This window comes from Leifsonia sp. Y862 (genome assembly GCF_057669585.1).
In genome coordinates this window covers 649,970-662,927 of the sequence record NZ_JBYHFR010000002.1, presented here as the reverse complement: position 1 = coordinate 662,927, position 12,958 = coordinate 649,970, and the positions used below count along the sequence as shown (strand labels likewise).

Here is a 12,958-nt window from a genome sequence, read left to right as displayed (position 1 = left end):
GTGCCGATGCCTGCCCTACCAGCAAAAATGGGCGGCTTTTGGTGGGTGCGTGTGCTGCGAAGGGTGAGTGGGTCAGATGACCATGAAGAACTGGTCGGCCAGCTCGACACGTGAACCGCGAGGGACGAGATAGCGCCTGCCGGCCTCGCAGCGGAGCGCAGCTTCATCCGGACGACGGATGGCTGTCCCGTTTCCGGAGAAACGGTCACTGATCCAGAATTCGCCGTCATGCTGCCCGAACTCGAGGTGGGTCTTCGAGACTGACATCCCGACATCCGCAATCTGGATCAAGTGATCGTAATACTCAGAGGGCTGCGGCAGCGGACGGCGTCCGATCAAGCCTGAGCCATGCACGACGACGGTCTCCCCCGTGCTGAATTGCAGCACGAAACGCACCGTGGGCCGTGTGAAACGGGGCTCTGCCCCACGCTCATCCGACACCGGTCCCGACGGTGACTCGGTCGTCTGCGCAGTCGTCACTAGTCCTGACGCTGACGCTGAGCCTGGCTCAAGCCCCACGGTCGATGCTCTGGTCAACTCCGAATCCGAACCAGCCCCCACTTGCACGCCGGGGTCCACACTTTTTGCCCCGCCAGGACCGCCATCGTGCCCAGCGACCGGAACGGAGATAACCGTCGGTATACGGGGCAGCGGCTGGATGATCGTGGTGTCGGCGGGACGCGGATCCTGTCGTTTCCTGGTCGCTACGGTCGCTGTTGTCGAGCTTCCGCACTCGCCGCAGAACATCGCTCCCTCTGGGAGTTCCGCTCCGCAAATCTGACAGTTCACGATCGTTGCCTTCCTGTGCCCGCGTGTCCAGCGTATCGGCCAAACGAGCGCAGGGAGACGAGCGCGCGGATGCGCTGCCGGCGGCTGAGCCGCGCGGTCAGCGCGTTACCGAGTTCGTCGACGCTGGTCCACACGTGGTCGGCATCGGCCACGGTGGGTTCGTCTGGAGCAAAGACAGCACGGTCGACGAACGAGGCCAGCCCCAGCGGACGCATTCCCCCGACCCGCTCCGCGAACTCGATCCGTGTGGCAGATGCGGGAACGTCCACACCGGAATCGACAGCCTGGTCGGCGAATTCACGCCAGCCGCCGGCGATGCGCTCCTCGGGTGACCCGGTGCGTTGACGCAGTTTCCGCCGCCGGGTCTTCCCGACGACGATGGCGATGAAGGGTGAAAGCAGCAGTGCAATTCCGAGCACGACCCAGCCCAGGATCCGAAGCACGGTGAACAAGACCGCGAGGAATTGATCGGTGGCTGGAGCCGGGTCCTGTTCGCTGCTCTCCGGTTGAGTGGCGTTGTTCTGCTGGTTCGGCTCCTCAACGGGCGGCGGAACCACCGATTGCGGCCGAGAGACTTCGGTCGGCAGGTCAGGCTGCTTGTCCGGGATGTCGCGTACGACCGGATTCGGGTCGATGCTGACCCAGCTCCCGTCAGAACTCTGCACCTCGATCCAGGCCGAGATATCTGATCCGGTCACGGTCGTGGTTCCAACGGCATCCGTGCTGCTCGCTTGCGGAACGAACCCCATGACAACCCTCGCCGGGAATCCGATGGTCCGCGCCATCAGCGCAGCGGTCACCGCATACTGCTCGGCATCCCCCACCATGGGGCGATCGGTCAACAGTTGGGTGATCCGGTCCGCACCATGGCCCGATCGGCTGAACGGCTCTTCGGGGTCGATTCCGTGGCTGACGTACCCCTCCGTTCGCAACGCGTCCACCATGTCCGCCAGCTGTTCGCCTGGGGAACGGTTCTCCTGCACCCACCGCGCCAGCGTCTGGGTGACCTGGTCGGGAACGACACCGATCGGCGGCAGCACCGCTGTGCCTGGCGAGAGCGTCTCGAGGGTGTCCGGGGCGGCCGGCACCACAGACGTTGCGCGGTACTCATCCCCCTCGTGCAACCCGCCGAGCACCGCCCCTGTCCTGCTGTTGTCGTTGTAGAAGAACGCGTCAGCCAGAGCGGATGCCGTGCTCCCCGAAAAATTGATGCGTTCCAGTGCCCCTGCGCCCGGCACCCACACACCGGAATAGCCGTCAACGTGCACTGTGAGCGTGGCCTGCTCGCCAGCCACGCCGCTCTGGTCGAGCCGGAACGGCAGCCGAGTGAATGAGCCCGAAGCACTGTCCGTGTCGCTGTCACCCACCGAGTAGACGATGCCGTCGTAGGTGTCGAGCGCAGCAAGCCTGATCCACGCCGACTCAGGGAGTCCGGTTACCCGCAGCATGTCAGTGTCGGCCAGGTCTGGCTGCAGGTAGTTGCGGAACTCGGTCAGCGGACTGGTGTAGTCACGGGGATCGAACGGCTGTTGCACCCGCGCCCTGACCACGTCGCGGGGAACTGACGCCGGAGCCGCGATCGCCGCAGCGGTGCCGACGGCGATGGCCACGGCAACGATGATCGCGGCGCTGGCCAACCCACGCGCAGCGTTCAGCCGGCGGTCGAGCGCCGACTCAGAGGTGCGGGACGCAGGCGGCGAGACCGAGGGTGCGCTCCTGCGCCTGCGGTGCCAACGCAACCACAGCAGCCACGACAGCACGCCGACGAAAACGGCAACGCCGATTTCGATGGGAGCGTCAGGGACTGTCGGTCCAAGCGCGATGCCGCCGACGAATAGTGCGAGCGGCGCCAGCACGGCGAAATCCGGATGCCGTGCCCTGAGCGCCGTGGTGAGGCCAACCACGCTTGTCAGCAGCACCATGATGAACGCGGGCACCAACAACGCCTGATAGTCGCCAACGGGCAGGACGATGGTGACGAGTTGCTTCCACCCGAGCGCGGTGGCAACGAGCAGCTCCCGCACCCCGTCTGCCGTCGGCAGTATCCCGCCGATACTTTGTCCTGGAACGGCCAGCGGCACGCCAGCCAGCAGGAAAACGACAAGGGTGGCCAGCGCAACAGCCCACGATGGCCAACGGAACACAGCGCCGAGAACGGCGACGGATGCCCCGAGCACGATGGTCACTCCCACCATCACCACAAAGGCGCTGCTGTGGTAAATGGGCCACAGCGTGGTGGACGCCACAGCACTCGTCACCGCAAGCGCTATGACGTTGCCAAGGATGAATCCCCAGTTCCGGGTTGCGGCTGGGGCAGCACGCCTGCCCGCAGATCGGCCGCTCATTCGGCTGCCGCCCTGGCCAGGATCTTCTGGAGGTCTTCGAGGTAGCCGATCGTGATGACGGTGAGATCACCCATCTTGCGAACCGTCGGCACGACATCCGGGTCACACACGACGGCGACGACCGCGACGCCGGCAGGATATCGGGTCGCAGCTCTCCGCAATTGGGCCGGCGTGCACGACGAACCGCAGATCAGGAAGGCGACCGAGATGCCGGCGACGTTGTCGGCAGCGACCCTGGCCAGCTCGGTCAGGGGAAGCGCGGATGGAGCCAACTCAATGGTGCTGAGGTCGTCGAGCAGCCGCACCCGCGAGATCGTGCTGAGCGAGCGCATCGAGTACACCGTGCGCTTGGCGAATTCGGGGGTGAGCTCACTGACGACAACCGACACGTTGCGGGCGTCCCGCACGGCACGCACGCCCAGGGAGCCCGCGACGCTGACGGCCATCTCGAACTCGTCGTCTGTCGCAAAATCAGGTTCGGCCAGGCTGAGCACCACCATGAGGTGGCTCCGCCTGGTCTCTTCGAACTGCCGCACCATGAAGGTGCCTGTCTTGGCAGTGCTCTTCCAGTGGATGTTGCGTCGATCGTCACCGGGCACGTACTCGCGCAACGCGTGGAATGACACGTCGCTGTTGGTCATATCCCTCGTCGGGATGCCTTCGAGATCGCGGACGAATCCGGTGCTCATGCTCGGAATCGAGATCGTACGGGGATGCACGTAGAGATCGATCTCTTCTGCCCAGGCCCGTTCTGCCCTGAACAGTCCGATGGGGTCACCGCGTACCGTGTGGACGGGCCCAATGGGGATGACTCCCCGTCGCTTGGTCGGTACGACGAAGACGTCGTCGAATTGGGCGCCATGACGCAGGGCAGGCATCTGGAACACGGCCATGTCCGCGCCAATCTGCACCTCGACGTCGACGCCGGGGAGGCGTCGTTTGGTGGGATTGCGCACCAGAACCTGACCGGGGACCCGTTCGCCGACGACGACCTTCGTCGTCGGCAGCTCAAGGCGAATCTCGTACGCATTCCTACCGATCAGGTACAGCAGTGTGGCGCCGATGAGCACCAGGCCTGCCCACCCGATAGTGACGAGCTCGCTCCACCCCAGCTGGTAGCCGAGGATGAAACTCGCCGCGACGGCGCACATGACGCCCCATCCGAGCGCGGTCACGACAGCGGCGACTGCCGCGGCGGCGGCCCTGGCGGCCGCGACGACGGCGCGCCAACTGCGCACGCACCAGACGATGGCGTCTGCGAGTGCCCCTTCGGTGCGCGAAGCTGTGGTCACACTCACACGGGCTGCCTATCGCTGGGCGGCGGCGTCTCGATAAGGATCTGGGCGATCACACTCGGCGCCGTGACGCCGTCGAATTCTGCTTCGGGGTCGAGCAACAGCCGGTGCGCGAGCACCGGAAGGGCGAGCGCCTTCACGTCATCGGGAATCACGTAGTGCCTGCCGTTGGCGGCTGCGAGTGTCTTGGCGGCCCTGATCAGCGCGAGCGCACCACGAACGCTGGCCCCCAGCCGCACCTCTGTGGCCGAGCGTGTTGCATCGACCAACCGGGCAACGTAGTCGTTGATACTGGGATCCACGAAGACACTCCTGGCCAGCGCGGCCATCTCTACGACCGAATCTGCGGTGACAACGGGCTGTACGAGCTGCTCGTGGGCGCGGTTGCCAGCCCCTTCCAGAATACGAATCGTTGACGCGTGGTCTGGATAGCCGATCGATGCCTTCATGATGAATCGGTCGAGTTGCGCTTCAGGCAGCCGGTAGGTTCCCGCCTGTTCGATGGGGTTCTGCGTTGCGATCACCATGAATGGCAGTGTGACTTGGTGGGTCACCCCGTCAGCGGTCACCTGGCCTTCCTCCATCACTTCGAGCAGGGCTGCCTGGGTCTTCGGGCTCGCCCGGTTGATCTCGTCTGCCAGCACGATGTTCGCGAAGACCGGCCCACGGTGATACTCGAACGCGCCGCTCCGCTGGTCGTAGATGCTGACGCCTGTGATGTCTCCCGGCAGCAGGTCTGGAGTGAACTGGATGCGACTGTTGCTGCAATGCACACTCTGGGCCATCGCCCTGGCGAGCGACGTCTTGCCGGTTCCAGGGACGTCTTCGAGGAGCAGATGTCCCTCGCTGAGCAGCGCGGTGAAAGCGAGGCGGATGACGTGTTCCTTGCCAAGTAGGACCTGTTCGACACCGCGCACCATCCGTTCGAAAACGTCAGCGAAGTGAGTGGCCTGCTGCGGGGTCATCGTCATCGGTTGGTCTCTCTCGATTCTTTCATTGCCAGTTTCGGCACTGGCCCATATCGGCGCGTTGGTCGTCATTGTGAATCAGCTACAGGTCGTAAGGGTATGCGACGTTGTTCACCGTGACGATGAGCCGCACCGTCCCTGCCGGCGCAGGTGCCGGCAGCACACAGGTGGTTGCGAGGGGGTCGGCCGTCACCGTCACAGTCGAGTCGCGCACCTCACAGGTGATTGTCGCGGTCAGCGCACCGTTCACCGGCACCGACGCCCAAGAGAAGACACCGGAGAGCTCGTCGTACGTAAGCCCGCTCATCGCGAATGTGATCGAGGGCTCTGGCGCCGTGATCGTCGCAGACCATCCGCCGCACTCCCCCCACACGCTGCATCCGCGCACCTCGAACTGCACCGGGGCTCCGAAGGGCTGCGAGAGAATCTCCCGCGGCCAGCCCGTCCCGGAGAACGGCAGGGCGTCGCCAGACCCCGGTGAGCGAATCTCGTAGCGCACCAGTGCCGCAGCGCTGGAGGGGGTGAGGCCCGTCACATGGTAGTCGCGCCCGTCGCCACGCGTGTCCATCGTGCCCGTCGCCGTGACAGTACCGACAGCAGGTCGGATCGTCACGGCACCAGAGCCCGCAGCCACACAGCCGGCCTTGTTGTAGCCCCACACCACGAAATGGTATTCAGCACCGGATGCCGTCAATCCACTGAACGTGGCCGACGTCGCTCCTGGCCCGACAACGATCTGCTCAAGCACGGCGCCGCCCACGGTAGGAAGGGAGGCGCTTCCGGGTGCTGGGCTCGAGACGGTACAGGCCTGCGCTCCTGTGGGGATGCCGCCGCCGTTGACCCGCTGCACGACGTAGCCGCCCACGGCGTTGCCGTTGCCGTCGAACGGGGCCCACGCGACCGTCACCGTCGCGTCCGTCGCAGAGCCACTCGCCGAGACGGTCCCGGCTACCGGTGCACCATACGGTGTGCCGCTGCCGCTTGAGCTGGTCCAGGCAGTCAAGGCCGGGTATGCGCCGTTCCTCGCGCTGACAGAGTAGGTGGCTACCGCCCCGTTGGTCAGTGGGCCGACGGTCGTCGAGCACCGGCCGGCCACACACGCGGGGCCTGCAGCGCTGACCTCACTCTGTTGCACGCCGTTGACGGTGATCACGTAGCTGCTGACAGCGGTTGCGCCTGAGGGAACGCCGACGGCCGCCCAGCTGAGAGTCAGCGCCGAGTCGAGCGGGGCTGACGAGAGCCTCGTCGGCGCCGCGGGGACGACATCGGACCACACGGCACCGCTGGTCGCTGTCGGCGTGGAGAGCCCAATCGTGTTCCGGGCGGCGACCGAGATTCGTACACCGTTCGCTTGTCCGTTGCCGGCGGTCTGCAGGGTGCAGGTGGTTGCAACGCACGACGTCGTGCTGAGCACTCCACCCGATCCGGCATCAAGCTGGGAGATCTCGTACGCCGAGATGGGTGAGTTGTTGAATCCGCCTGGGTTGAACGACACCGTCAGTGAGCGATCGCCGTATCCCGTCACAGCGAGACTCGTGACGGGGTCTGGTTTGTCCTGCACTGAAATACGCACAGTGCCCCAGGCAAATCGAGCCGGGTCATTGGTGGCATCAGCCACCTGGTATTGCAGGGTCGCGTCCGCCGCGACCGCCGTCGACGACACGCGAACCGTCAACGTCGCTTTGTCTGCACTCGGGGTGACAGAGATACCCTCCGGCAACGACGAGCTGTCGCTCCCCCGCACTGCCACGACCCGAAGCGGCACCCCAGGGAACGGGTTGGTCGCGTTGTCGTTGCCCAGTACGTCGATTGTGGTCGTCTGGCCGCGCTGCACGATCGCCGAGTCAGCCGCTGGCACGGCGACAGGGCGAGTGGATGCGACGACCCGCATCTCGATTCGGCCGGTGCTCCCATCGTTGACGGTATCCGTGACGCCAATCAGCAGCGTTCCGGTCGCGCCCTTCTGGGTGTCCGCATTGGCCCGCACCGTGAGCTTCTGGCCATCGAGCGACCAGGTGAATCCGCTGGGCTGAGGGTCGAGGACCGTGTATGCGAGCTTTCCCAATTCGTCTGGATAGCGGTAGGTGGTGAGCTTCACGAGATCGATGACCTTGGACTGGTCAGGCTCGAAGTCGATGACGGCGCCGCTGAACGCTGGGGGCTGGTTCTTGCGCGGCGTGACCGTGATGGGCAACACGATCGTCGCGGTGCGTGGGCCGCCGATGGCGGACGTGTCGCCATCCGTCACCTCGAACGCGATCGACGCCGGTCCGAAGAACCTGTCTTCGCTGGTGAACGTGAGGGTCGTGGAGTTTGCGACGAGATCCGCACCGTTTGAGTGAGTCGCACTCACCGTGCTGGTGTCGGCCAGCGTGACGTTCTTGCCTCCCGCCGCGACCACGTAATCATTGATATCAATCGTGAGCGCCGATTCGCTCTGCACGGTGAGCTTCGGTGCACCGCGACGCAGCTGAGGAAGGGCGTCGTTGAATCCAGGAACCCAGATGAACGCGTTGGCAACGACCGCTGGATCCTCTGGATGGGCGACGGCGAACGGAATGATCTGCGCCTCATCCGTAATCGTCACCTCGACCTTCTTTCCGGCCGTCACCCGAGCGTTGTCGGCGAATCCCGGTAGGAGGGTGAGTGAGAGGTCGCGCTCTGAGCCATCGGCGAAGAACACATTCCGCAGCACGTCGACCGTGATCGTGGTGCGGTCGAGGATGTCGGAGAGCACCAGGACCGTATCCCTGGCATCTGGCCGAGACAAAGGAGCATCAGCCGTGACGACAGCCGTGACGAAGTTGGAACTGGTTCCGCCACGCTCATTCTGGATCTCGTAGATGAAGCCGATCCTGCCCTCCTGCGGAGGAGCGGTCACGACGACATAGTCGTCCTGCACCGTTGCGGTACCGAGGCTGCCGGTCGGGATCACGCTGGTGATCGACAGTGCTTCGCCGTCTGGATCTGAATCGTTGTCGAGTACCCGAACCAGGATCGTGCTTCCCGGTCGCACGAAGACTTCGTCTTCAACGGCGATCGGGTTGCGGGCGCCGTCAAGCCGTTGGCCGATACCGACCCTGATCGTGCCGGTTGCCCGAGCACCCAGCGCGTCGATCACCGTGTACGTGAAGGTATCTGTGCCTGCGGAGTAGTCACCGGAGAGGTACTCGATGGACGCCGTTCCCACAGCCGTCACCGCGCCCTTCTGCGGGCTCGTCTCCTGGCCGAGCAGTTGAACGGAGTCACCGTCCGGATCGATGCCGCTCAACGGGATCGGGATACTGACGCTTTCACCGGCCAGCACCCTGGCGGTGATCGTTTTGGGGACAGGAGGATGGTTGGATGCCGGATCGGCCTCACGCACGGAGATGGTCACTTCAGCGGTGGCGAACTGTCCGTCTGGTGCATCGACCTGGTAGACGGCGGTGAAGTTTCCCGGTGTGTTCGGGGCGAGGTAGCGAAGCACGCTGCCAGAGGTGAACAGCAGTCCGGAATCCGCGGGCAGCGGTGTCGGGAGCGTGCTGTGCAGGGTGAGGGTGTCACCGTCTGGGTGCTCGTCGTTGGCCAGTACCGGAATGTCGATGGCCTGGCCAACGCGCACCGCGATCGTGTCAGGCATGGCAACGGGTGGCTGGGCACGCACCGGCTCTGGTATCTCGAGCACGGTCACGGTTCCGGTCGCTTCGCTCAATCCGTTACTGACGGTGTAATTGAACGACACGGCGCCCTCGAGCGGCCGGGTCAGCGTGACCCGCAGGGTGCGCTGCTCCAGGATCTCCACACGGATGCCGCTTTCCACCGGAACATTGCTCGTGCCGGTGACGAGCAGCACGCCGCCTGCGGGATCGAAGTCGCCGTCGAGCACGGAGACAAGCGCTGAGCGCTGCGAACGCACGAACGCCGTGTGCGGCACCGTCACCGGTTTCACATTCTCGTCATCCGGCGTCGTCACGTCGATGCGCACCTGCCCGTTGGCCGTTGACGTGCCATCGGTCACCGCGTAGTCGATGTACTGGGTGCCAGCCCGTGAACTGGAGAACCTGAACGTGCCACCGTCGAAGTCTGCGGTGATCGTGGCGTCGGGTTTCGACGGAACGCTGCTGAGACGGAGGGGGCCTGACCCGCCCTTGACGTGCTCGAGGGGGGCAACCGAGACTTCGGTGTCCACAGTGGTGGCGACCACGAACGTCTCGGTGATGATGGGCACAGTTCCCAGGCGTTTGACCGTGACAGCGAGGTTTCCGGTTCCATTCAGACGGCCGTCAGACACCGTCAAGCCGACCAGGGCGAGGTCGCCGCCCGAACCGGCATCCGTGTAGACCACGTTTCCCTGCGGGGTGAAGCTGGCCTGATTGGGGCTGACCACGTTCACGCCGGCGAGGTAGAACGAATCGCCGTCTGGGTCGACCCAATCGGTGAGGACTCTGGTCAACACCCGCCCACCAGCCTCGACCGTTGCCGTTGTGGTGCGCGCTTGCATGGGCGGCGAGTTCTCGTCCTCGCCCCGCACGGTCAGCGTGATGCTGGCGCTTGCCGAACCGCCCCGACCATCGTTGATGGTGTAGCCGAACTGCAGCTGTCCGGTTGCCCCCGCCACCAGCGTCACCTGCACTTGTTGCCCATTGGACACAAGCTCAACCCTGCCGGCCTCACTCGGGAAACCGGTGACCTCTGTGATCACCAAGGCGTCGCCGTTGGGGTCATAATCGTTCAGCAGCACGGGCAGCATGCTCGCCCTGCCCGGCCTGGCACCAAATTCGTCGTCAACGGCGACAGGAGGCACCTGCAGCTTCTCCACCTCTGGCGGTGTGTCCTCGCTGTTGGTCTCGACCTCGTCCTGGTCAGTCAGCGTCTCGATCAACTCGTCCCAGTTGTCGATGAGCTGGTTGTCGGCCTGCACAGCCCAGGCCGCACCATTGCGAGCGTCGTTCAGCAGTACCCCTGTGCCGTTCTGCTGGAACTCCAACCGGGCGTCACCGGCCAGCGAAGCGAGAGTGGACAGTGTGCCTTCGCTGGGAGCGGATGCCGGGTCGTCCTGCACCCCGCCAGGCGCCGTGTCACCTGCGCACGAACGCCACGCAGCGCCGTCATTCCAGGCGCCGAATGAGCACGCGTCGGTCACAATGGGTGCAGCGGGCACTCCGCTGCGGCCGGAGACGAGCACCTCTGGCTCTCCGCCATCAATCGGCACGGCGAGCATGCCGCCACTGTGGGCGACCAGCACCCGATCACCAGCCAGACTGGGTGCCTGCAGCAGCACAACGGAGCTGTCCAGCGTGCTGCCATCGGCCAGGGTGCCTGACAGGTCGATGCTCGCGTCACTGACCAGGAGCTGCAGTGTCGATTCATTCAACAACGCCCAGCGGCCGCCGACGCTTGTCAGCTGGTAGGTGTCGGTTACCGCACCGGCGTCGAGGATCTCCGTTTCGGTGACGGCCTCGCCCGCCGACGTGTCCACTCGCGAGAGGTTGCCCGTTGACGGCGTGAACGAGAACAACACTCCTGCGCCATCGACGCTGGTGATGGCGCCTGTGCCGAGGGACAACGTTGGTTGGGCCGCGCTGTCAAAAGTGTCGAGGCTGGCAATGGGCATACTCCACACATCGCCGTCAGAGGTGATGACTGCGTTGTTCGGCGTGAGGTGCACCGCTGGGGAGACGGGCGGGAGCGGCACTGACTTCGAGACCGTCGCCGTCGCAGCATCAACGATGTCAAGTGAACTGCTGGTGCGGTCGATGACCAGCACATTCGATCCGCTTTGGACCAGATCGAGGCTCGTGCTATCGGCTGGCACCACGGTGTTCAACTGGCGAACCGCGGTGTTGGCCCTCCCGACCGTCTGCCGGGACTCGTTGCTCACCCAGACGGCCGCGTCACCGAGATCCATCCGTTGGGCGGTGTACCCACCAGACACGACAGCCATGGTCACGACCATGGCTACGACGAGCAATCCGCTTGCCCACGTGATTGACTGGGCGCGATTGGCCCGAATCCACCGGAAAATCACGGAGTGCTCTCGGCGGAGACGTCGACGCACTTCTGCCCGCTGGCCTGCCCCGTCTTTCCCTCGCGATTGACCGCGACGCTGAGGCACACGCGATCGCTGTCCCGCGGGTCAACGCTGAACTCCGTTCCGCGCTGGATGCTGCTTTCGCCGCTGCCCAGGGTCACCACGTAGGCGTCGCCGGCACGGAGCCCGGGGTCTGACCAGCTGAAGACCACCACACCTGACTCTGCAGATCCACCGATCGAGGTGACGGTCGGGATGTCCTCAGCGGCAGAGCGCGTCAGCATGGTCACGCCAACGCCGGCCAACGACACGATGACGGCCGCGAGTGCGACCATTCCCCACACCAGTCCTGCTTTGGATGCGCGGGTCGTGATTCGGGTCGCCGATCCGCTGGTTTCCGCCTGGCCCTGCGACGGACGCGTGCCTGAACTCGATCGAGCGGATGCTCCCACCGCCTTTCGACGACGCCGTGAACCCTGCGGGTCAAGGGCGCGCACGCCACTGATCCTGGTTTTATCTTCTGGGTCGGCGAGCGAGGCCTCTGCCCAGTCATCCATCGACACTTCAAGGGGTGTCTGCACCAGCCCGAGTTCGGCCTCGACCCCCTGCAGCTCGCGAATCAGTTCGAGTGCGCTGTGCTGGCGCTGCTCCGGCCGGCGAGACATCGCCTTCCTGAGCGCCAGTTCCAGACGCGGAGGAACGTCGGCACGACCGAGTGGTGGCAACTTCGCCTTTGCGATGCGAGCCATCAGGTCGGCAGACGAGTTGTCGCCACCGATCTGTTCAAAGGGCGAGCGGCCGGCGAGCAGGGAATAGAGTGTCGCCCCCAGCGACCACACCTCAGCAGCAATCGACCCAGAGACCTCGTCGAACAGCACTTCGGGGGCCGACCACGGAATCGACAGGCCGAGAGCATCCGTCTTTTCAGCGTCACCGACGGTGGCGGCGATGCCGAAGTCGGAGAGCACCGGATGCCCGTACGCCGTGATCAGGATGTTGGATGGCTTGATGTCGCGGTGCAGGACACCGGAGCGGTGCGCTGTTTCCACAGCACTTGCAACCTTGATTCCGACGCGCAGCACCTCTGGCACCGGCAGCGGTTCACTGCGGTAGCGCTGGCTGAGCGTCGACGAGCAGTACTCCATCACAAGGTATGGACGCCCGTCGGTGGACACACCGGCCTGGTACACGGTGAGGATCGCCGGATGCGAGCTCAACTGGGCCATGAGGTTCGCCTCGGCCTGGAACAGCTGGCGTACCTGGTCGTTGACGACCTCGGCCAGCAGCACCTTCACGGCGACCTGCCGCCGCGGCATGCTCTGTTCGAACAGGAAGACATCGGCGAATCCGCCAGAACCCAGCGCCCGCACGTAGGAGAAGCCCGCCAAGTTGGGCGGCGAAGACGGCAACCGTCGTGTCATCATCGCCTCCCGCTTTCTACTGATACGTGTTGGGTCGAACATTCAGCACGCGCCGTAACGGGTGCACCAGCGAGCGTTCTCCAATTCTAGGCAGGGAATCACTCGCAGACAGCCAAGGACACCGATG

The 12,958-nt window shown here is 64.8% G+C and carries 6 protein-coding genes; all 6 read right to left on the bottom strand.

Features of this window, described 5'->3' with window-relative positions:
* Positions 1-72: 72 nt before the first annotated feature.
* Positions 73-480: an FHA domain-containing protein gene (locus AC25Z0_RS13125; RefSeq protein WP_488133482.1), complete on the bottom strand. Its 408-nt coding sequence runs from the start codon at positions 478-480 to the stop codon at positions 73-75.
* A 305-nt stretch (positions 481-785) separates the two neighbouring features.
* Positions 786-3,134, bottom strand: coding sequence for a transglutaminase-like domain-containing protein (locus AC25Z0_RS13120; RefSeq protein WP_488133481.1), 2,349 nt, complete (start codon positions 3,132-3,134; stop codon positions 786-788).
* Positions 3,131-4,432 (bottom strand): DUF58 domain-containing protein, encoded by a 1,302-nt coding sequence (locus tag AC25Z0_RS13115; RefSeq protein ID WP_488133480.1) that lies wholly within the window; start codon positions 4,430-4,432, stop codon positions 3,131-3,133. The genes AC25Z0_RS13120 and AC25Z0_RS13115 overlap by 4 nt, the downstream gene beginning before the upstream one ends.
* Positions 4,429-5,400 carry an AAA family ATPase gene (locus AC25Z0_RS13110; RefSeq protein ID WP_488120095.1) on the bottom strand — a complete coding sequence of 324 codons (972 nt, stop codon included), beginning with the start codon at positions 5,398-5,400 and terminating at the stop codon, positions 4,429-4,431. The genes AC25Z0_RS13115 and AC25Z0_RS13110 overlap by 4 nt, the downstream gene beginning before the upstream one ends.
* Positions 5,401-5,479: 79 nt before the next feature.
* Complete coding sequence (locus AC25Z0_RS13105) at positions 5,480-11,407, bottom strand: Ig-like domain-containing protein (protein WP_488133479.1); 5,928 nt, start codon at positions 11,405-11,407, stop codon at positions 5,480-5,482.
* Positions 11,404-12,834, bottom strand: a complete 1,431-nt coding sequence (locus AC25Z0_RS13100) for a serine/threonine-protein kinase (RefSeq protein ID WP_488120093.1) — start codon at positions 12,832-12,834, stop codon at positions 11,404-11,406. Before AC25Z0_RS13100 ends, AC25Z0_RS13105 begins: the two co-directional genes overlap by 4 nt.
* Positions 12,835-12,958 lie beyond the last annotated feature (124 nt).

Excerpts from the sequence above, each read along its gene's own strand:
- AC25Z0_RS13120 (WP_488133481.1), bottom strand. The coding sequence starts at position 3,134 with ATGAGCGGCCGATCTGCGGGCAGGCGTGCTGCCCCAGCCGCAACCCGG.
- AC25Z0_RS13110 (WP_488120095.1), bottom strand. The coding sequence starts at position 5,400 with ATGACGATGACCCCGCAGCAGGCCACTCACTTCGCTGACGTTTTCGAA.
- AC25Z0_RS13100 (WP_488120093.1), bottom strand. The coding sequence starts at position 12,834 with ATGATGACACGACGGTTGCCGTCTTCGCCGCCCAACTTGGCGGGCTTC.